A 21840-nucleotide genomic window follows, 5' to 3' on the forward strand; every position below is an offset into this window, starting at 1 on the left:
ACACTTTGCCCTTTTTCTGTTTTCTTTTTTTATACAAGGATCAAAGGAAAGTTTTGTTTTAGTTCTTAAACTGATATTTTTGTGGCCACCAAATTCATTAACCAATCCTATCTTGATCAGCCATGAAGTATAATCAATTTGCAATGACCCGGCTGCTGGCCACCTTTTATTTTTTCCTTATTCTCGGCATTCTTCAGGCTGCGGAGCCTTCGATAACATTGGAGCAGATATGGAAGGACCGTTATTTTGCTTCCAAGAGCATTCGCTTGGGACAGTCGATGAATGATGGGCTGCAATATTCCATCGTGGAGAATCAAACCGATATTAACATCTATTCTTATGAGAGTGGGGAGAAACAGCATACCGCTTTTTCGACTGAAGGTATCCTGACCAATGATCAGGGGAAAGGGTTACGAATCAGTGAGTATATTTTCAGCCCCGATGAGACGACCCTGTTGATAGGAACCAACCGGGAGGCCATATACCGGCACTCTTACATTGCCGAGTATTTTGTGTGGGATACGGAATCCGAAACCCTGAAGCCACTCTCAGAGGGCACCCGTCTTAGCTTGCCTGCATTTTCACCTGATGGACGTAAGGTTGCTTTTGTACGGGAGAATAATTTGTTTATTAAGGATTTGGACAAGGATGTTGAAACAGCCGTGACCAGCGATGGCTTGCATAACTTTATTATCAATGGGTCTGCGGACTGGGTTTATGAGGAAGAGTTCGGTTTGACCAAGGGATTTCATTGGTCGCCTGATGGTCAGAAGCTTGCTTTTTACCGCTTTGATGAAAGCCGGGTGAAAGAGTTCAATATGATTTTATACGGGAGCCTGTACCCGGAGGATTACCGCTTTAAGTATCCCAAAGCCGGCGAGGAGAATAGCCGGGTTAGCATTCACATATATGATGTGACCACTGGCCGGGCCACTAAGGTTGATACAGGCCCTGAAACCGACCAGTATATTCCGCGCATCCAATGGACCAAGAATCCGGAACTGCTTTGTGTCATGCGCATGAACCGCCATCAGAATCAGTTGGAGTTATTGCTGGCAGATGCCCGAAGCGGTGCCTCGGAAGTTTTGTATGAGGAAAATAACTTGTACTATATTGAGGTGACTGATGACCTTACCTTCCTGGAAGATGGTCGTCATTTTATAATCAGCAGCGAGAAGAGCGGATACAACCATTTGTATCTGTATGACCTCCAGGGACGTGAGGTAAGGGCGCTAACCAATGGAGACTGGGATGTTCAGCGTTTTTTTGGGATTGATGAAGACCAGGGTCTGGTGTTTTTCTCCTCCCATGAAAGATCACCCCTTCGGAATCACCTTTACAGCGTGAAACTGAACGGGCGGGGGAAGCAACAACTCACCCAGGGCGAAGGGACCCACAGCCCTTCTTTCAGTAAAGGGTTCAGGTATTTTATCAACAACTTTTCAAATGCGAATACGCCCCCCGTTTACAGTATTCACTATGCCGACGGGAGCCTGATCAAAGTGTTGGAGGATAATCGTGAGCTATTGCAGAAAATGAATGAGCATCGTTTTGTGGAAAGGACTTTTTTTAGTTTTGAAACGAGCGAAGGCGTTTCATTGAATGGCTGGATGATGCAGCCGGAGGACTTTGACCCCACAAAGGAATACCCGGTCTTTATGTATGCATACGGGGGCCCGGGATCCCAGACGGTTGTTGACCGCTGGGATGCTTCAAATGGTGCTTGGTACCAGATGCTGACCCAGATGGGGTTTATTATTGTTTCGGTCGACAACCGTGGCACAGGAGCTCGGGGCGAAGCATTCAGGAAGATGACCTATATGCAACTGGGCAAATACGAAACCATTGACCAGATAGAAGCAGCTAAATACCTGGGAGCTTTGCCTTATGTGGACAAAGATCGCATCAGCATTTTTGGCTGGAGCTATGGGGGCTACCTTTCATCGCTATGCCTTGCCAAAGGGGCAGATTATTTTGCAGGGGCCATTGCCGTTGCACCCGTGACCAACTGGCGCTATTATGATTCAGTATATACCGAGCGTTATATGAGGCTGCCTCAGGAGAACCCGGAAGGATATGATGACAATTCGCCTATTTTCCATGCGGATAATATCAAAGGGCATTACCTGTTGGTTCATGGCAGTGCTGACGACAATGTGCATTTTCAGAATACCATGGAGATGGCCAGTGTTTTGGTTGAGGCCAATGTACCTTTTGAGCTTGCAGTGTATCCCAATCACAACCATGGCATTGCCGGGGGGAATACCAGGCTGCACTTGTATGAACACATGACGCGCTTTTTAGTCAAAAACTTCCTATAAAGATAAAGGTAGGGGTGAGGGGATTGAGAAGAAAAAACAAAATATGATTAAGATATTTTGATAAGTAAAAATTCTTTTTTACCTTTGCACTCCCTTTTGAGGTAGACTTTACAGAAAGAAAAATAACAACGTAATAAAGAAAGAGGTAAGCATGATCATTGTACCTGTAAAAGAAGGCGAAAACATTGACCGGGTCTTAAAGAAGCTGAAGCGTAAATTTGAGAAAACTGGCATCCTTAGGGAACTGAGGGAGCGTCAGAAATTTACCAAGCCCTCTGTGAAGAACCGTGAGCAGCGTTTGAAAGCCATCTATATTCAGAAATTACAGGATCAGAAAGATTCGATGTAGTTTTTCGATTAAGGAAATTTTAGAAGAAATTTTTGCTTATGCTGCTTTTTTAGCATAACTTTAAGCAAAGATTTCTTCTTTTTTGTTTTGATCGATCATGGCCGTGAGCACTGAAAAATTCCTGCAGTACCTCGAACGTGAAAAACGTTACTCGGCTCACACTATTGTGTCGTACGGCACCGACCTTCAGCAATTTTCAGATTATTTCAGGGACCAGTATGAGCTGGATTACCTGGAGAATGTTAAAGCGCCCATGGTTCGCTCGTGGCTAGCTCAGGCAATGCAACAGGGGATGGCACGCAGCAGCATCAACCGAAAGCTTTCTTCTTTGAAGTCGTTTTTCAGGTTTGCCTTGAAGCATGGGGTGGTGGAAGAGAATCCCATGGAAAAGCTTGGCAGTGTTAAAAAGAACAAAGTGTTGCCGGTAGTTGTCAAAGAAGAAGAAATGCATCGTTTGCTCGATTATTCGGCTTTCAGGCCGGGATATGCGGGCATACGTGACCGGTTGATTCTTGAGTTGCTATATACTACGGGGATGCGTTTATCAGAATTATGCGGATTGCAGCATCGGGATTTTGATGCTGGAAAAAATACCATTAAAGTTTTGGGTAAACGTGCAAAACAACGTATTATTCCCGTTATACAAGAAGTGGCAGATCATTATCAGGACTATTGTCTTGAAAAGGAAAAAACGTTTGGGGGTATGGCAGATTCGCATATTTTCCTAACGGATCGAGGGAAGAAAATATACCCTAAGTATGTTTACAGGCTGGTAAACCGTTATCTTAGCAATGTAACGACACGAAGCCGGAAAAGCCCGCATGTTCTCCGGCACACTTTTGCCACGCATATGCTTGACCACGGAGCCGACCTGAATGCCATTAAGGAGATTCTGGGGCATGCCAATTTATCGGCTACCCAGGTTTATACGCACAACAGCATTGAGAAAATTAAGAATGTTTATAAACAAGCCCATCCAAAGGCGTAAAAGTGGAGGAACCCTTTATGAAAGTAAACATCAGTTCATTGCATTTTAAGTCAGATGTAAAATTGGAAGAATTTATCCGGGACAAAACGTCGAAGTTAACCACTCATTTTGACGGGGTTTTAGGTTGCGATGTGACCCTTCGGTTAGACCCCGCGCAAAACAATGAAAACAAGATTGTAGAAATGAAAGTGATGCTTCCCGGCAATGATCTGTTCTCCAAGAAACAGGCCAAGACATTTGAAGAGGCGACCGATAATGCTGTTGATGCGTTAAGGCGGCAACTTCAGCGTCATAAGGGAAAGGTTCGTGGGATTTAAAATGCTGGATTGGTTTTTTCAAAAAAAAGTTTATTTCTTTTTGGTAGTTTTTAAATCTTTCGTACATTTGCAGACCTTTTTAACAAGGTCTGCATTTTTATTGCAGGGCCATGGGAAAATGGGCCAACGAAAGGCGTAAAATGTTTGCCGATGTAGCTCAGTTGGCCAGAGCAGCTGATTTGTAATCAGCTGGTCGGGGGTTCGAATCCCTCCATCGGCTCAAAAAAAACACAATGTTCTGGGGGGATTCCAGAGCGGTCAAATGGGGCAGACTGTAAATCTGTTGGCACAGCCTTCGGAGGTTCGAATCCTCCTCCCCCCACGGAATAAGCGGAAATAGCTCATCTGGTAGAGCGACAGCCTTCCAAGCTGTAGGTGGCGGGTTCGAGTCCCGTTTTCCGCTCGAGGCTAATAAATTGATTTAGCCGACGTAGCTCAGGGGTAGAGCGTTTCCTTGGTAAGGAAGAGGTCATGGGTTCAATTCCCATCGTCGGCTCAAACGAAAAAAATGTTGAATCCCTTTTTTTAAAAACTTAAACACCCAGTTAGATATGGCAAAAGAAAAATTCCAACGCACAAAACCGCACGTGAACATAGGTACCATTGGTCACGTTGACCATGGCAAGACTACGCTCACCGCTGCGATTACCCAGATCCTGGCTTCAAAAGGTCTTTCGGAAATTCGTTCGTTTGACTCGATTGACAACGCCCCTGAAGAAAAAGAAAGAGGTATAACTATCAATACAGCGCACGTTGAGTATCAGACCGAGAGCCGTCACTATGCACACGTTGACTGCCCCGGTCACGCTGACTACGTGAAGAACATGGTTACCGGTGCTGCCCAGATGGACGGTGCTATCCTGGTCGTTGCTGCAACGGATGGTCCTATGCCCCAGACCCGTGAGCACATTCTTTTGGCCCGTCAGGTAGGTGTTCCCCAGCTTGTGGTTTTCATGAACAAGGTTGACCTTGTTGATGACGAAGAACTCCTGGAGCTGGTTGAGATGGAAATTCGTGATTTGCTTACTTTCTATAAGTTTGACGGTGACAATATTCCCGTGATCCGTGGTTCTGCTCTTGGCGGTTTGAACAACGAACCCAAATGGGTTGCCAAGGTTGAAGAACTGATGGAAGCTGTTGATACCTTTATCCCGCTGCCCCTCCGCGCCGTTGATAAGGACTTCCTGATGCCCGTTGAAGACGTGTTCTCGATTACTGGTCGTGGTACTGTTGCAACTGGTAGGATTGAAACTGGTGTTATTAACTCCAGTGACCCTGTTGATATTATTGGTATGGGTGCAGAAAAACTCAAGTCGGTTGTTACCGGTGTTGAGATGTTCCGCAAGATCCTGGACCGTGGTGAAGCTGGTGACAACGTAGGTCTGCTGCTTCGTGGTATTGACAAGGATGAGATCAGCCGTGGTATGGTTATTTGCAAGCCCGGTTCAGTGAAGCCGCACAAAAAATTCAAGGCTGAGGTCTATGTACTGAAGAAAGAAGAAGGTGGTCGTCACACTCCATTCCACAATAAGTACCGCCCCCAGTTCTTCTTCCGTACTACTGACGTTACCGGAGAAATTTATCTGCCCGAAGGCGTTGAAATGTGTATGCCTGGTGATAACCTCACCATTACGGTAGAACTGATCAGCGAAGTGGCCATGGACAAAGGTCTGCGTTTTGCAATCCGCGAAGGTGGACGGACTGTTGGTGCCGGTCAGGTAACTGAAATTATTGAATAAACATAATGCCTTGCATAAGGGGAGCAGGTGATTTCATCTGCTCCCTTGTGCACAAACGGGTGTAGCTCAATTGGTAGAGTAGTGGTCTCCAAAACCATTGGTTGAGGGTTCGAGTCCTTCCACCCGTGCTAAATATTAGAATCGAATAAAAACATGAAGAAAATCAGAGCCTATTTGCGCGAGACCTACGATGAACTCATCCATAAAGTTTCGTGGCCGACTTGGAGTGAACTGCAGAACAGCGCAGTGGTGGTATCTATTGCTTCCCTCATAATCGCAATCGTGGTTTATTTGATGGATACCAGCTTTAGCTCCATTCTGAAACAATTCTACCGTCTCTTTTTATAATCATTTGGTTGACTGATTTGCCGAAAGTTCTAATATTTTACTGATTTTCAGCAATTGGCAAAAAAGACGACCAGGATTAAAGTTTTTACGTGAGTATGAGCGACCAGGTGAAAAAATGGTATGTGGTCCGGGCTATTAGTGGTAGCGAGAAGAAAGTCAAGCAGTATATTGAAAGTGAGATCTCGCGCCTTGGTCTTCAGGATTACGTATCGCAAGTACTAATTCCCCAGGAGAAAGTCTATCAGATCCGTAAAGGGAAAAAAGTGAGCGCTGAGCGCAACTATTTTCCTGGATACATTCTGATTGAAGCTGCTCTGATGGGGGAGATCCCTCATATTATACGAAACGTTCCCGGGGTATTGGGATTTTTAGGCTCTGGTTCAGAACCCGCCCCGCTTCGTCCTTCAGAAGTCAATCGCATCTTAGGAAAGGTTGACGAACTTTCTGGCAAGGAAGAAGAACTGAATGTACCGTTTATTGTGGGAGAAACCGTAAAAGTGACAGACGGACCGTTCAACAGCTTTACCGGAGTGATCGAAGAGATCAACGAAGAGAAAAAGAAACTGAAAGTGATGGTGAAAATCTTCGGTCGAAAGACTCCGCTAGAGCTGAGCTTCATGCAAGTTGAGAAAGAGTAGGTGTGTTGTTACGCGCATTTACATCAGCATGCATGATGTATTTCGATCCCCTTACTTGTTAAAAAAAATCGAAAAATGGCAAAAGAAGTTAGTGCTTTAATAAAACTGCAAATCAAAGGCGGTGCTGCGAACCCTTCACCTCCTGTGGGCCCTGCATTGGGTGCCAAGGGGGTGAATATCATGGAGTTCTGTAAGCAGTTCAATGCCCGTACGCAGGAAAAAGCAGGGAAAGTGATTCCTGTCATTATCACCGTGTACAAGGACAAGTCCTTTGATTTCATAACTAAGACCCCACCAGTTGCAGTGCAACTGCGTGAGGCAGCCAAGATCAAATCGGGTTCAGCCGAGCCCAACAGGACCAAAGTTGCCACAATTACTTGGGAACAGGTACGGGAAATCGCAGAATCAAAAATGCCCGACTTAAACTGTTTCACCGTTGAGTCAGCCATGGAAATGGTTGCCGGTACGGCAAGGAGCATGGGTATCAGGATCAAGGGCGCAAAAGCCTAAGTGATCGATCTCATCAAGTTTACTTAAGGGTATTCATTAACTTAAAGCTTAACGGAATCTGAAAATGGCTAAATTAACAAAAAACCAAAAAGAAGCTTTAGCTAAGTTTGATAAGGATGCGGTTTTCTCATTGGCTGATGCGGCTGAAGTCGTAAAAAAGATCACCTACACCAAGTTTGATGCATCAGTGGATCTTGACATCAGGCTGGGTGTTGACCCGCGAAAAGCCAACCAGATGGTCAGGGGCGTTGTAACCCTGCCACATGGGACTGGAAAAACCGTCAGGGTACTTGTATTATGTACCCCCGATAAGGAAGACGAAGCTAAAGAAGCCGGAGCTGATTACGTTGGCCTGGATGAATATGTTGAAAAGATCAAGGGAGGCTGGACCGATGTTGATGTGGTGATTACTACCCCCAATGTTATGCCCAAAGTAGGTGCCCTGGGCCGTATCCTCGGACCCCGCGGCCTTATGCCCAACCCCAAAGCCGGTACTGTTACCATGGACATTGGCAAAGCCGTCCAGGAGGTGAAAGCCGGTAAGATCGACTTCAAAGTGGATAAGTACGGTATTGTGCATGCCTCCATCGGCAAGGTGTCGTTCGACACCCCGAAGTTGGTAGATAATGCCAAAGAACTGATCCAGACCATCATCAGGTTAAAACCTGCCGCTGCAAAGGGTACTTACGTGAAGAGCATCTTCTTGTCAAGTACTATGAGCCCGGGTATTCAGGTTGAGACCAAATCAGTGAACAATTAAACATAGGTGGCACATCACCTTAAAGATACTGACACTTTATGAAAAGAGAAGACAAATATCAGATTATCGAATCGTTGACCGAGAAGTTAAAAGGTGGCGATATAGTGTATCTGACTGACACTTCTGGCCTGGATGTAGAAACCATCAATAAATTGAGGAGGCTTTGTTTCCGTCGTAATGTGGGGCTGCAGGTGGTAAAGAACACCTTGCTCCGCAAAGCCATGGAAGCCAGTGAGAAAAACTTCGAAGCGTTGTATGACGTGTTGAAGGGGGCTACCTCAATCATGTTTTCAGATACGGGCAACGTTCCTGCCCGCCTGATCAAAGAGTTTCGCAAGACCAGTCCGAAGCCGATCCTAAAGGGTGCCTATGTTCAGGAAGCGATCTTTATTGGGGAAGAGCAGCTGGAAACGCTGGTAAACCTCAAGTCGAAAGAAGAACTCATTGGCGACCTTATTGGATTGCTGCAATCTCCTGCCCGGAATGTGATCTCTGCCCTTCAATCGGGTGGATCGACCATTGCCGGTGTATTGAAAACGCTTTCGGAAAAAGAAAGCTAAGCATTTGAATGAAAAAATCACAAAAGTAAAACCAATTAAAACAAAAATAAAAATGGCAGATTTGAAAGCTTTTGCAGAACAATTAGTTAATCTTACGGTAAAAGAGGTTAATGAATTGGCACAGATTTTGAAAGAAGAATACGGCATTGAGCCTGCAGCCGCTGCTCCTGTTGCTGTGGCAGCCGCAGCTGGTGCTGAGGCAGCCGAAGCTGCAGAAGAACAGACCCAGTTTGACGTGATTCTGAAAGCTGCTGGCCCCTCTAAGCTGGCCGTTGTGAAGCTTGTGAAAGAACTCACCAGCCTCGGATTGAAAGAAGCTAAAGAACTGGTAGACGGAGCACCTAAAGCGATTAAGGAAGGTGTTGCAAAAGATGAAGCAGAATCATTGAAAAAGCAACTGGAAGAAGCCGGCGCAGAGGTTGAAGTAAAATAAGCTCTCGTAAATATCTGAAGATTAGACTTCTGCCGAATCCCCGCGATCGATGTAGAAGTCTAATCTTTATTGCTGTTTATTTGTTTTTCTTCTTTTAGTTTATTTAGTAACTACAAACACCTCAGACCTTGGCAGCAAATATCAAAACCGTCGAGAGGGTAAATTTTTCCTCAGTAACCACTCATTTTGATTACCCTGACTTTCTTGAAGTCCAGCTGAAGTCCTTCCAGGACTTTTTCCAGCTTGAGACGACTCCGGAAAATCGCAAGAATGAGGGCCTTTTTAAAGTGTTTAGTGAGAATTTCCCCATTTCCGACGCCCGAAACAATTTTGTACTTGAATTCTTAGATTATTTTATTGATCCCCCGAAATATTCCATTCAGGAATGTATCGAACGCGGGCTGACATACAGTGTTCCGCTTAAAGCGAAACTTAAGCTGTATTGTACAGACCCCGAACACGAAGACTTTGAAACCATAATCCAGGATGTTTACCTTGGGATGATTCCTTACATGACTCCCCGTGGTACTTTTGTGATCAATGGTGCTGAGCGTGTAGTGGTGTCACAGTTACACCGCTCTCCCGGGGTGTTTTTTGGAACCAGCCTGCATGCCAATGGTACGCAACTTTACAGTGCCAGGATCATTCCCTTTAAGGGATCCTGGATTGAGTTTGCGACCGATATTAACAATGTAATGTATGCTTACATTGACAGGAAAAAGAAACTGCCTGTCACCACTTTGCTTAGGGCCATTGGTTATGAAAGTGATAAGGATATCCTTGAGATCTTTGACCTGGCCGATGAAGTAAAGGTAAGCAAGACCGGCCTGAAGAAATATGTTGGGCGTAAATTAGCCGCCCGGGTATTGCGTTCATGGGTCGAAGACTTTGTTGACGAAGATACCGGAGAGGTGGTTTCCATTGAGCGAAATGAGGTTATCATTGACCGTGAAACCGTCCTCGAGAATGAACATATTGACCTAATTGTAGAATCAGGCGCAAAAACCATTATCCTTCACAAAGAGGATTTGAACCTGAGCGATTATGCCCTGATTTATAACACCCTCCAAAAAGACACTACCAACTCGGAAAAAGATGCGGTGGAATTTATTTACCGTTTGCTCCGTAATGCTGATCCGCCGGATGATGAGACCGCGCGTGGCATGATCGAAAAGCTTTTCTTCTCCGATAAGCGTTATGACTTGGGTGATGTTGGCCGTTACAGGATCAACAAGAAGCTCAATCTTGAAATCCCCATGGATTTAAGGGTACTTACCAAGGAAGATATTATCTCTATTGTGAAGTACCTCATTGAACTGGTTAATGCCAAGGCAGATGTTGATGACATTGACCACTTAAGTAACCGTCGTGTAAGGACTGTTGGTGAGCAGCTATATGCCCAGTTTGGTGTAGGTTTGGCCCGTATGGCCCGCACCATTCGCGAGCGCATGAACGTTCGCGATAACGAAGTATTTGCTCCAACTGATCTGATCAACGCGAAAACCCTTTCATCGGTTATCAATTCTTTCTTTGGGACGAACCAGCTAAGCCAGTTTATGGATCAGACCAACCCGCTTGCTGAATTAACGCACAAACGCAGGATGTCAGCACTTGGTCCTGGTGGTTTGTCCAGGGAAAGGGCTGGTTTTGAAGTGCGCGACGTTCACTTTACGCACTATGGCAGACTTTGTACGATTGAAACCCCCGAAGGCCCAAATATTGGTCTGATTTCTTCGCTTTGTGTTTACGCAAAGGTCAATGACTTAGGTTTCATTGAGACTCCCTATTTCGAGGTCAAAGAAGGTAAAGTTGACTTCAAGAGCGAGCCGATGTATCTTTCGGCGGAAGAGGAGGAGACCAAAATCATTAGCCAGGCAAACGTTTCTCTGAAAAAGGATGGGAAATTCGTCGAAGACCTTGTTAAGGTTCGTTTCCAGGCCGATTATCCCATTGTAGAGCCCGAAAAGATTGACCTGATGGATGTCGGTCCTAACCAGATTGCTTCCATTGCTGCTTCGCTGATCCCCTTCCTTGAGCACGATGATGCCAACCGTGCCCTGATGGGTAGTAACATGATGCGCCAGGCTGTACCCTTACTTAATCCGGAATCTCCAATTGTAGGTACTGGTCTGGAAAAAAAGGTGGCAACTGACTCCCGCGTGCTGATTAATGCAGAAGGAGAAGGTTTGGTGGAATATGTGGATGCTGATGAGATCATTATTCGCTACTCAAGAAATGATGATGAGAAGTTGGTGAGTTTTGAAGATGATGTTAGAATCTACAAGCTGACCAAGTTTGCCAAGACCAACCAAAGTACCTGCATTAACCTTCGCCCTATTGTACGAAAGGGACAAAAAGTGACCAAGGGTCAGCTGCTGTGCGAAGGATATGCTACCAAGGATGGGGAACTTGCTTTAGGCCGCAACCTGAAAGTGGCATTCATGCCCTGGAAAGGCTATAACTTTGAGGATGCTATTGTTATATCCGAAAAAGTTGTAAAGGAAGATATCTTTACTTCTATTCATATTGAGGAGTTCTCCCTCGACGTTCGTGACACCAAGCGGGGAGTTGAGGAACTTACTAGTGATATTCCAAACGTCAGTGCAGAAGCCATCAAGGATCTTGATGAAAATGGATTGATCCGTATTGGTGCCGAAGTCAACGAAGGCGATATCCTTATCGGGAAAATCACGCCCAAAGGAGAAACAGATCCTACGCCCGAAGAGAAGTTATTGCGGGCTATCTTTGGTGACAAGGCAGGCGATGTGAAGGATGCTTCACTGAAAGCACCGCCATCAACGAAAGGAGTTGTTGTTGATAAAAAACTCTTCTCCCGTGTTTTCAAGGATCGAAAAGCCAAGACAAAGGAAAAGATAATCCTTGAGAAACTGGATGATGAGTTCAATGCCGAAGTTACCGAGCTTAGGGCAAAACTGGTTGATAAACTTATTGTGCTGGTAAGCGGGAAAACTTCCCAAGGCGTCATGAACAGCCTCAAGGAAGTAGTGGTTGCCAAGGGTACTAAGTTTACACAAAAGATCCTGCACAACCTTGATTATGCAAGCATTAACCCCAATAACTGGACAACCGATCGCGAGAGGAACTTGCTCATTAAGGAATTGCTTCACAACTATTCCATTAAATTCAAGGATATCCTGGGCGCATATAACCGGAAGAAATTTACCAGTACTGTTGGAGATGAACTTCCAGCAGGGATTGTTCAGCTTGCCAAGATCTATCTGGCGAAGAAGCGTAAGTTGAAAGTGGGTGACAAGATGGCCGGTCGACACGGAAACAAGGGTATTGTTGCCCGAATTGTCCGTGAAGAAGACATGCCATTCCTGGAAGACGGAACCCCGGTCGATATTGTTTTGAACCCCTTGGGTGTGCCTTCGCGTATGAACCTGGGCCAGATTTATGAGACCGTGCTGGGTTGGGCAGGTGAAAAACTGAATATGAAGTTCTCCAGCCCCATTTTCGACGGCGCCACCATTGATGAGATTAACGAGTATATGCGTAAGGCAGGATTACCTGAAAACGGGAAAGTGTACCTGTATGATGGTGGTACCGGTGAACGATTTGACCAGCCTGCAACAGTAGGTATCATTTATATGTTGAAGCTTGGTCATATGGTTGACGACAAAATGCATGCCCGTTCTATCGGTCCTTATTCGCTGATCACACAACAACCCCTGGGCGGTAAAGCTCAGTTTGGGGGTCAGCGTTTTGGTGAGATGGAAGTCTGGGCCCTTGAGGCATTTGGTGCTGCCAATATCCTTCAGGAGATTCTGACCGTGAAATCCGATGATGTAATTGGCCGGGCTAAGGCTTATGAAGCCATAGTAAAAGGCGAAAATATGCCAACTCCTGGTGTGCCTGAATCATTCAATGTCTTGGTTCACGAACTCAGGGGACTTGGCCTCAATATCCGGTTTGATTAAACCCACGATTCTGCCTGCAGCAAATCTATCTGCAGGCAGAATATTCCATTAGCACGTTGTTTTGGTTGCTAATTGTTGCTAACGACAAAATTGTATATTCAACTTCTTTAACAATATCAACCTATATGGCTTTCAGAAAAGAAACCAACGTAAAAAGCAATTTCTCGAAGATCACCATTAGCCTGGCTTCACCTGAGTCGGTTTTGGAAAGGTCTCACGGGGAAGTGCTGAAGCCGGAAACCATTAACTACCGAACATATAAGCCTGAACGTGACGGGTTATTCTGTGAGAGAATCTTTGGTCCGGTTAAAGACTGGGAATGTCATTGCGGAAAATACAAACGCATTCGTTATAAGGGAATCGTTTGTGACCGATGCGGTGTTGAAGTTACTGAGAAAAAAGTGCGCCGTGAAAGAATGGGACACATTAAACTGGTTGTTCCCGTGGCACACATTTGGTTCTTCCGCTCACTTCCCAATAAGATCGGCTACCTGCTTGGATTACCTTCTAAAAAACTCGACCAGATTATTTATTACGAAAGGTATGTGGTCGTTAATCCCGGTATTAAGGCTGATGAGCTTAGTTTCCTTGATTTTCTTACCGAAGAGGAATATTTTAATATCCTCGAATCACTTCCGCGTGAGAACCAAATGCTTGAAGACGATGACCCAAACAAGTTTGTTGCCAAGATGGGTGCAGAAGCCCTCAAGGACATCCTTACCCGTCTGGATTTGGATCAGCTTTCTTACGATCTTCGTCACAAGGCAAACACGGAAACCTCACAGCAGCGTAAGGCTGATGCCCTGAAGCGACTTCAGGTGGTTGAAGCTTTCCGCGAAGCCCAAAAAACCATTGAAAACAAACCGGAATGGATGATTGTGGACGTTGTTCCCGTTATCCCTCCGGAACTTCGACCCCTGGTTCCTCTGGATGGCGGTCGTTTTGCCACCAGCGACCTTAACGACCTGTATCGTAGGGTGATCATCCGTAATAATCGTCTTAAACGCCTGATCGAGATCAAGGCTCCCGACGTGATCCTGCGCAACGAGAAACGTATGCTTCAGGAAGCTGTCGACTCATTGTTTGACAACTCAAGGAAAACCAATGCTGTCAAGACGGAGTCAAATCGTCCGCTTAAGTCGCTCAGCGATAGCCTTAAAGGCAAGCAGGGGCGATTCCGCCAAAACCTTTTGGGTAAGCGTGTTGACTATTCTGCACGTTCCGTTATCGTGGTTGGCCCTGAACTGAAACTGCACGAATGCGGCCTTCCCAAAGAAATGGCATCTGAACTCTTTAAGCCTTTCATCATCCGTAAGATGCTGGAAAGGGGCATTGTAAAGACCGTAAAATCTGCCAAGAAAATTGTTGACCGCAAGGATCCGGTTGTATGGGATATCCTGGAAAATGTCTTAAAAGGACACCCGGTATTACTTAACCGTGCACCCACCCTCCACCGCTTGGGGATTCAGGCTTTCCAGCCCAAATTGATTGAAGGTAAGGCTATTCAGCTGCATCCCCTGGTTTGTACCGCTTTCAACGCTGACTTCGACGGTGACCAGATGGCTGTTCATGTGCCGTTAGGCAACGCGGCCATCCTCGAAGCCCAAATGCTGATGCTTGCTTCTCACAACATTTTGAATCCGGCTAATGGTGCCCCCATTGCGGTGCCTTCACAGGATATGGTACTTGGTCTTTATTACATGACCAAGGCGCGCAAGAGCATTGCTGAGCATCCTGTTAAAGGGGAAGGCCTTGTTTTCTATGGACCCGAAGAGGTGATTATCGCCTACAATGAAGGCGCTGCTGATTTGCACGCCATTATTAAGGTTCGTGTTCCCGTCCTTGAAGAAGGTCAACTGGTTGAGCGCCTGGTGGAAACCACCGTGGGCCGTGTTCTCTTCAACCAAGTGATCCCTGAGGAATATGGTTTTATTAACCAACTGCTTACCAAAAAAGCACTCCGTGATATCATCGGGTCAATTATGAAGGTTACAGGAATTTCGCGTACTTCTCAATTCCTTGATGATATTAAGGACCTCGGCTTCAATATGGCCTTCAGGGGTGGTCTTTCATTTAACCTTGGGGATATTCTTGTTCCTGGAGAAAAACAGATCCTTATCGATCAGGCCAATGAGCAGGTAGAAGAGGTTCGTGCTAATTACAGCATGGGCTTTATTACCAACAACGAACGATACAACCAGATCATCGACATCTGGACTCATACAAATGCCAAGCTTACCAAGGTTTTGATCGAGAAGACCACTGCCGATAACCAGGGTTTTAATCCTGTTTATATGATGCTTGACTCCGGTGCAAGGGGTTCCAAGGAACAGATTCGTCAGCTTTCAGGGATGAGGGGTCTTATGGCCAAACCTCAGAAATCAGGTGCAAAGGGCGGAGAGATCATTGAAAACCCCATTCTTTCCAACTTTAAGGAAGGGCTGTCCGTTCTTGAGTACTTTATCTCGACCCACGGTGCCCGTAAAGGTCTTGCTGATACTGCTCTTAAAACTGCTGATGCTGGTTACCTAACCCGTAGGCTTGTGGATGTTTCCCAGGACGTTATTGTGACCGAACCTGACTGTGGAACCCTCCGTGGGTTAACGGCTACCGCCCTGAAAAACAATGAAGAAACCGTTGAGCCTCTTTACGACCGTATTCTTGGACGTACAACCCTGCACGATATCTATCATCCCACAACGGGTGAATTAATCGTAAATGCAGGTGAAGAACTCACCGAAGAAATTGCCCAGGTTATTGAAGACTCACCAATTGAAGCCGTCGAAATCCGTTCCGTGCTCACTTGTGAGTCAAAACTCGGTGTTTGCGCTAAATGTTATGGCCGTAACCTGGCAACAGGACGTATGGTACAAAAAGGCGAAGCTATCGGTGTAATTGCTGCACAATCCATTGGTGAACCCGGTACACAGCTAACCCTGCGTACCTTCCACGTGGGTGGTGTTGCAGGTGGCCTGGCCACCGCCTCCAAGATCAATGCCAAATATGGCGGGTTATTGGAGATCGATGAACTTCGCAGCGTACCCTTTACCAATATCGAAGGCAAATCCTATCATGTGGTCATTGGACGTTCAGCTGAAATGCGGATTGTTGACAAGAATACCCGTATGGTGTTGACCAGTCAAAACATTCCTTATGGCGCCAACCTGTACTTCCAGGCCGGACAAGAAGTGGAAAGCGGTGACCTGATTTGCGAATGGGATCCTTACAACGCTGTGATTATCTCCGATATGGCAGGGAAGGTGGTCTTCAATCAGATGCAGGAAGGGGTTACTTATCGTACCGATTCTGATGAACAGACCGGGTATTACGAAAAGGTGATCGTTGAAAGCAAAGACCGGACCAAAAACCCCTCCATCAGCATCGTTGACAAGGATGGCGAAATCCTTCGCAACTATGATATGCCGGTGGGAGCGCACATTGTAATTTCCGAAGATCAGGAGATCGTGTCTGGTAAGATCATTGCCAAGATCCCGAGGGCCGTGGGTAAATCAGGTGACATCACCGGTGGTTTGCCCAGAATCACCGAATTGTTCGAAGCCCGTAACCCCAGCGATCCTGCTGTGGTGGCTGAGATCGATGGCGTTGTTTCCTTTGGAAAGAAAATTAAGCGTGGTAACCGCGAGGTGATCATTACCTCAAAGACTGGTGACGAGAAACGTTATCTTGTTCCGCTCTCCAAGCAGATTCTTGCCCAGGAGAATGACTTTGTCAAGGCAGGGACCCCCTTATCTGATGGACCGATAACCCCGGCCGACATCCTCGCCATCAAAGGCCCCACCGCAGTTCAGGAATATATCGTGAACGAGGTGCAGGAAGTTTACCGAATGCAGGGTGTGAAAATCAACGACAAGCACTTTGAAGTGATTGTTCGCCAGATGATGCGTAAGGTAACCATTGATGATCCGGGCGATACCCGTTTCCTCGAAAATGAAATCGTGAACAAGATTGAGTTCATGGAAGAAAATGACAATATCTTCGGTAAGAAGGTTGTCGAAGATCCGGGTGACTCTGTGATGAAGCCCGGCCAGATCATTACTGCCAGGAAGTTACGTGATGAAAATTCATTGCTCAAGCGGAAAGACAAAGCTGTTGTGGTTGCCCGTGATGCAAGGGGGGCCACTGCCCGCCAGCAGTTGCAGGGTATCACCAAGGCTTCACTGCAGACCAAGAGCTTTATCTCTGCCGCTTCATTCCAGGAAACCACCAAAGTCCTTACAGATGCCGCTGTCAACGCTAAAATAGACGATCTTGCAGGCCTGAAGGAGAATGTGATCGTTGGTCATCTTATCCCTGCCGGCACTGGCCTCAGGGAGTATGAGAACATCATTGTTGGTTCAATGGAAGAATACAATTTGTTAATGGCCTCCAAGCGAAAAGTTGAAGAGGTCGAGTAAAACTGATTATTAACCCTAAAAAGAAAGGCAAGTGATGTCTGAACAAAAAAAACCTGAAAACCAGATTAACATTGAATTGGGAGAGGATGTTGGAGAAGGTGTATATTCTAATCTGGCCGTAATTACCCATTCACACTCTGAGTTTGTGGTCGATTTCGTCAGACTTATGCCTGGTCTGCCCAAAGCCAAAGTGAAATCAAGGATCATTCTTACACCCCAGCACGCCAAGCGGCTTTTAAAGGCGCTGAAGGAGAATATTGGGAAGTTTGAATCTGTCCATGGACCCATCAAGGATGTTGATGTGCCTGGATTACCCCTGAACCTGGGCGGGCCAACAGCGCAAGCCTGAAAATAATAAAGAGGCTGTCTCGAAAAAAGGAGACAGCCTCTTTTTTTTTGCCCAAATTGGCAGAACCCAAAACTCCTTGTTAAATTTTCCTTGTTTTTTCTGCTATCATTTCTGATCTGGCCAAGGACTTGGTTTGGAAACGAGTCTTTCCATACTCATACCACGCTCGTGGTTTATACGGTTTAAACCGTATAAACTCCGTTTTAACTCCGTATTAACCATGACCCTGGTCTGGACCTTTAAGGGTTCAAACAGGGTATTGGCCTTTGCTGCTTTTTGATTGGTATCAGAGATGATAAATTGTATTTCAGGGGGAAGTTTTGGATTTTTCTTTGGAAGATGGAATCAAAACCCAGCAGTGACTTTTATCTGAAATTCCTCCCGATGGAGAATGGCGTTTGGTTCCCGGTTGTATTCTTACCAGGTTGATTTTCTGAGTGGTTTTGAGAAGGAAGTAAGTATTATGAAAAGGGTCCCCCTGGAAAACTAAGGCGAAAGAATCCCGGATGGATTATTTTTTAGATTAAAAGAACCGGAATACTCTCAGCAAGTCCTCTTCATTCTCTCCAAACCAAAGCAACAGGTATTGCCCGCGAATCTTGGCGTCGTCCTTGATTTGCTGCCAGGTTACCTCTTTCGACTGGTCTCCGTTTTCCACATTAAAAGTGACTTGCTCCCTGACATAGGACTCCAGCTCAGCGAGCGCTTTTTCGGGATCTTTTCCTTCTTTTATCTTGAATACAAAAGCATTTAGGTAGTCGTCATTGTAAACCAGCAAGTCATCTACCCCGATCAGGGTCAGGGCCATTCTCTCCAGTTTGCTGTTGGGTTGCCAATACTCTCCGGCATAACCATTGGCCATCATTCTTTCCTTCAGGGAATTCAAATTTCCGGGCTCCTGCTGGCAGGATATAATGCTTAGCAATACAATACTGAAAATGATAAATCCTCTTAGGCTTTTCATAATAACTTGTTTTTGCGAAGATAGTATAAAAGAAGATTTTTGGGAACAGGTTTTTGGACTTCCCATATTTTCTTCCTTCTAACCCTTGATTTTTCTTTATCCTCTTGGGTCTGGTTTCATCGGCAGGCGGGCCATTTTCTCTACGGTCAGCGAGGGATAGCCAAACTCTTCGGTGATGGTGCCCAACAGCAGATAAATGCCGTTTCCCCGGAAGGGCCAGGCTTTTGAGGTCGCAGGGAAATGCACCGTATCGAAGAAGTTGCCCTGCACATCGAGGAAGCAGCCGAAATGCATCATCTCACGTTTTACGGTGCGCACGTATTTGATGGTGACCAGCCAGCCGACCATACGCACCTTGCGCCCCAGCTGCTGCAGCATCTCGTTGGCCATTACCTCGCCACGGAAGTCACTCTTCACCAGGTCGAAGGGGCTCATCGATACGGTGAAACCCAGCAGCTCCATCTCATCGTAGGCATCCTGAACGGGGTCGGTCTCGGGTGCAGGGAAATGAAAGGCCTTTTCCTGTGCCGTGAAGAGCATCGGACCCGGGGCAGGCTTTTTGCCAGCCAGCAGGTGGGCTTTCCACATCAGCTGCGCCTTGGCAATGCCCGTGAAACGGAAGGCGTTGACGCGAATCAGCAGGATAAGCTGTTCGAGTCCGCAGCCTGTGCGGCGGGCAAAGTCCTCCAGCCCCAGGTAGGGCCCGCCTGCATCGCGCTCTGCGCTGATGAGTTGGGCCACCTTATATTCGAGGTTCTGGATGTGTACAAAGCCGATGTAAATGTCCTTCCCGTAAATAGTGGTGGTGTAGTTGCTGTGGTTCACGCAGGGCAGCTCGATGCTGGCCCCGTTGCGTTTAGCCTCGTTGAAATAGACGGGGCTCTGGTAGAATCCGCCAAAGTTGTTGATGACGGCGGTCATGAATTCCCTTGGGTAATAGGCTTTCAGGTAAAGGCTTTGATAGCTCTCCACCGCAAAAGAAGCTGAGTGTGCCTTCGAAAAGGAATAGCCTGCAAAGGACTCGATCTGACGCCACACCTCTTGTGTGAGGCTTTCGGGATAACCCCTGGCACGGCAGTTCTCGAAAAAACGATCGACGATGCGCTGCATCTCCTTCTTCGAGCGATACTTTCCGCTCATGGCCCGCCGCAACACATCGGCATCCGCCAGGTCAAGTCCGGCAAAGTGGTGGCAGACCTTGATCACATCCTCCTGGTAAACCATCACCCCGTAGGTTTCCTTCAACTGCTGTTCCATTACGGGATGGAGATACTGAAAGCCATTGGGGTTATGGAAGCGCTGGATATACTCGCGCATCATCCCTGAGCGGGCCACCCCCGGACGGATGATGGAGCTGGCGGCCACCAGGCTGATGTAGTTGTCGCAACGCAGCTTCGTGAGCAGGCCACGCATGGCAGGGCTCTCTACATAGAAGCAGCCCGTGGTCTCGCCCGATCGCAACAGGGCCTTGACCTTCTCATCCTTTTTAAACTGTTCCACCTGGTGCACGTCCACGCTGACGCCGTGGTTCTTTCTAACGATTTGGGCGCATTCGTTGATGTGGCCGATGCCGCGCTGGCTCAGGATATCGATTTTCTCAAAGGCGAGATCTTCGGCCGTATACATATCCCACTGTACGGTGGGCAAGCCTTTTGGGGGCATATCGAGGGCTGAGTAACAGCAGATGGGCTCCTCGGAGATAAGCACCCCCCCAGCGTGTATGCTGCGCATATTGGGAAAGTCGGCCAGCTGTTCGGCCATTTCAAAGATGCGGGCCCCCACAGCGTCAGGCTCGCTTCGCGCCTCGTGGTTCGACACCAGCACATCGATTTCGGCCTTGGGTAACCCGAGCACCTTGCCTAGTTCACGAATCATGCTGCGGTCGCGAAAGGTGGTGATGGTGCCCAACAGGGCGGTATGCTCGTGACCATAGCGCTTGAAGATGTAGTCGAGCACCTGGTCGCGTTCCTTCCACGAGTAGTCAATGTCGAAATCGGGAGGCGAGGAGCGCTTGGGGTTTATGAAACGCTCAAAATAGAGATCGAGTTCTATGGGATCCACATCGGTGATGCGCAGGCAATAAGCCACAATGCTGTTGGCTCCGCTGCCCCGTCCCACGTGGTAAAAGCCGCGTGACATCGAATAGCGGATGATGTCCCAGGTGATGAGGAAGTAGGACGAGAAGCCCAGCTTGTCGATGACCTCCAGTTCGTGCTGTACCCGCCTCAGGGCTTCCTTATTTTTCTTCCCGTAGCGGTATTCCATCCCGTCCATCGCCAGCTTGGTGAGCAGGGCACGGTCATCGGTTGGGTGGCCGGTGAAGGTCTTCTTGTTTTTGGGTGCCCGGAAGTCAAAGTCCATATGACACTGCCCGAGGAGCTTCTCGGCATTGATGATGAGTTGCGGGAAGTTTTCAAAGCGCTGGCAAAGTGCCTCAGGGGAGGGGAAGGTCTCTTCCGGATGGCCTATTTGCCGTGGCTGCAGCAGGCTGATCACCAGGTTGTGATCGATGGCGCGCAGGTGGCGGTGCAACTCATATTCTTTTTCTGAAAGGAATGTAACCGCCTGCAGGGCCACCAGCTTTTCGGTGTGATGCCGCAGGGAAGAGGTGGAGAGGCGGGTGAGGTCATGCGACCGCAGGCCGATGTACTCGTGTTTGCCCGCAGGCAATGGGGTCTTTTCCCCGAAAGGGTAAATGACAAAGGTATGTTCGCACACCGGGTAGCGTGAAGGAAAAGCCGAGTGGCTGATGTTGTGGTTGCTGAGGAAGGCGTTGATGCGTCGGAAACCTTCGGAATCGCGTGCCAGCACCACATAAAGCAAGTGATCACCCTTGCGGAACTCCATCCCGGCCACTGGCGCAATGCCCTGTTCTTTGCAGAGCTTCACAAAGTCGGGCATGGCCGTAGCATTGTTGATGTCGGTCAGGGCCATCCGCTCAACACCCATCTTGCCGGCCAGCTCTACCAGTGTTTCCGGGCTTATGGTGCCATAGCGGAGGCTGTAATATGTGTGGCAGTTGAGGTACATAAACAGATTATGCGGATTTTTACGGATTACGCTGATTAAAGTAAAGTGCCAAGGGCATGGGGCATGGAGCAAAGGGCACCGAGTAAAAGGCGTGGGGCATGGAGTCAAGGGCAAGGGGTAGAGGATATGGTGGATGGTGGCGTACAATCAACCTTGAATCTTGAACTTTAAACTTTGA

Annotated in this window: 16 protein-coding genes and 5 tRNA genes; 19 read left to right on the plus strand and 2 right to left on the minus strand. The window is 47.2% G+C overall.

What is annotated here, in order from left to right:
• Positions 1-122: 122 nt before the first annotated feature.
• The 19 genes from V2I46_10845 (at position 123) to V2I46_10935 (ending at position 17668) form a co-directional block, all read left to right on the plus strand.
• On the plus strand, positions 123-2321 hold the full coding sequence (locus V2I46_10845) for a S9 family peptidase (GenBank protein MEE4177998.1): 2199 nt from the start codon (positions 123-125) through the stop codon (positions 2319-2321).
• A 151-nt stretch (positions 2322-2472) separates the two neighbouring features.
• Positions 2473-2670 carry a 30S ribosomal protein S21 gene (rpsU, locus tag V2I46_10850; protein ID MEE4177999.1) on the plus strand — a complete coding sequence of 66 codons (198 nt, stop codon included), beginning with the start codon at positions 2473-2475 and terminating at the stop codon, positions 2668-2670.
• A gap of 103 nt (positions 2671-2773) precedes the next feature.
• Positions 2774-3658 (plus strand): tyrosine-type recombinase/integrase, encoded by an 885-nt coding sequence (locus tag V2I46_10855; protein MEE4178000.1) that lies wholly within the window; start codon positions 2774-2776, stop codon positions 3656-3658.
• 17 nt (positions 3659-3675) lie between these two features.
• Positions 3676-3975 carry an HPF/RaiA family ribosome-associated protein gene (locus tag V2I46_10860; protein ID MEE4178001.1) on the plus strand — a complete coding sequence of 100 codons (300 nt, stop codon included), beginning with the start codon at positions 3676-3678 and terminating at the stop codon, positions 3973-3975.
• Between the two features lie 146 nt (positions 3976-4121).
• Positions 4122-4195 (plus strand) — tRNA-Thr (locus V2I46_10865).
• Between the two features lie 20 nt (positions 4196-4215).
• Positions 4216-4297 (plus strand) — tRNA-Tyr (locus V2I46_10870).
• Positions 4298-4305: 8 nt separating this feature from the next.
• A tRNA-Gly gene (locus tag V2I46_10875) sits at positions 4306-4378 on the plus strand.
• Between the two features lie 21 nt (positions 4379-4399).
• Positions 4400-4471 (plus strand) — tRNA-Thr (locus V2I46_10880).
• A 55-nt stretch (positions 4472-4526) separates the two neighbouring features.
• A complete protein-coding gene (gene tuf, locus V2I46_10885; protein MEE4178002.1) occupies positions 4527-5714 on the plus strand; it encodes an elongation factor Tu in 1188 nt (395 codons plus the stop codon).
• A 55-nt stretch (positions 5715-5769) separates the two neighbouring features.
• Positions 5770-5842: transfer RNA gene (locus V2I46_10890), tRNA-Trp, on the plus strand.
• A 25-nt stretch (positions 5843-5867) separates the two neighbouring features.
• Positions 5868-6062: a preprotein translocase subunit SecE gene (gene secE / locus V2I46_10895; protein MEE4178003.1), complete on the plus strand. Its 195-nt coding sequence runs from the start codon at positions 5868-5870 to the stop codon at positions 6060-6062.
• A gap of 95 nt (positions 6063-6157) precedes the next feature.
• On the plus strand, positions 6158-6700 hold the full coding sequence (gene nusG, locus V2I46_10900; GenBank protein MEE4178004.1) for a transcription termination/antitermination protein NusG: 543 nt from the start codon (positions 6158-6160) through the stop codon (positions 6698-6700).
• 75 nt (positions 6701-6775) lie between these two features.
• Positions 6776-7210, plus strand: a complete 435-nt coding sequence (rplK, locus tag V2I46_10905) for a 50S ribosomal protein L11 (GenBank protein MEE4178005.1) — start codon at positions 6776-6778, stop codon at positions 7208-7210.
• Between the two features lie 64 nt (positions 7211-7274).
• Positions 7275-7970, plus strand: coding sequence for a 50S ribosomal protein L1 (rplA, locus tag V2I46_10910; GenBank protein ID MEE4178006.1), 696 nt, complete (start codon positions 7275-7277; stop codon positions 7968-7970).
• A 38-nt stretch (positions 7971-8008) separates the two neighbouring features.
• Positions 8009-8530 carry a 50S ribosomal protein L10 gene (rplJ, locus tag V2I46_10915; protein ID MEE4178007.1) on the plus strand — a complete coding sequence of 174 codons (522 nt, stop codon included), beginning with the start codon at positions 8009-8011 and terminating at the stop codon, positions 8528-8530.
• 52 nt (positions 8531-8582) lie between these two features.
• Entirely contained in the window at positions 8583-8963 is a 381-nt protein-coding gene (rplL, locus tag V2I46_10920; GenBank protein MEE4178008.1) for a 50S ribosomal protein L7/L12, read from the plus strand.
• A gap of 128 nt (positions 8964-9091) precedes the next feature.
• Positions 9092-12904 carry a DNA-directed RNA polymerase subunit beta gene (gene rpoB, locus V2I46_10925; protein ID MEE4178009.1) on the plus strand — a complete coding sequence of 1271 codons (3813 nt, stop codon included), beginning with the start codon at positions 9092-9094 and terminating at the stop codon, positions 12902-12904.
• A gap of 125 nt (positions 12905-13029) precedes the next feature.
• On the plus strand, positions 13030-17319 hold the full coding sequence (gene rpoC / locus V2I46_10930; GenBank protein MEE4178010.1) for a DNA-directed RNA polymerase subunit beta': 4290 nt from the start codon (positions 13030-13032) through the stop codon (positions 17317-17319).
• A 34-nt stretch (positions 17320-17353) separates the two neighbouring features.
• Positions 17354-17668, plus strand: coding sequence for a DUF3467 domain-containing protein (locus V2I46_10935; protein MEE4178011.1), 315 nt, complete (start codon positions 17354-17356; stop codon positions 17666-17668).
• Positions 17669-18191: 523 nt separating this feature from the next.
• Here V2I46_10935 and V2I46_10940 read toward each other — a convergent pair.
• Complete coding sequence (locus V2I46_10940; protein ID MEE4178012.1) at positions 18192-18632, minus strand: hypothetical protein; 441 nt, start codon at positions 18630-18632, stop codon at positions 18192-18194.
• A gap of 96 nt (positions 18633-18728) precedes the next feature.
• The gene (gene dnaE / locus V2I46_10945) at positions 18729-21662 is read right to left on the minus strand and encodes a DNA polymerase III subunit alpha (GenBank protein MEE4178013.1); all 2934 of its coding nucleotides are present in this window, start codon (positions 21660-21662) and stop codon (positions 18729-18731) included.
• Between the last annotated feature and the right edge of the window lie 178 nt (positions 21663-21840).

The sequence above is a fragment of the Bacteroides sp. genome (genome assembly GCA_036351255.1).
Lineage (GTDB): Bacteria > Bacteroidota > Bacteroidia > Bacteroidales > UBA7960 > UBA7960.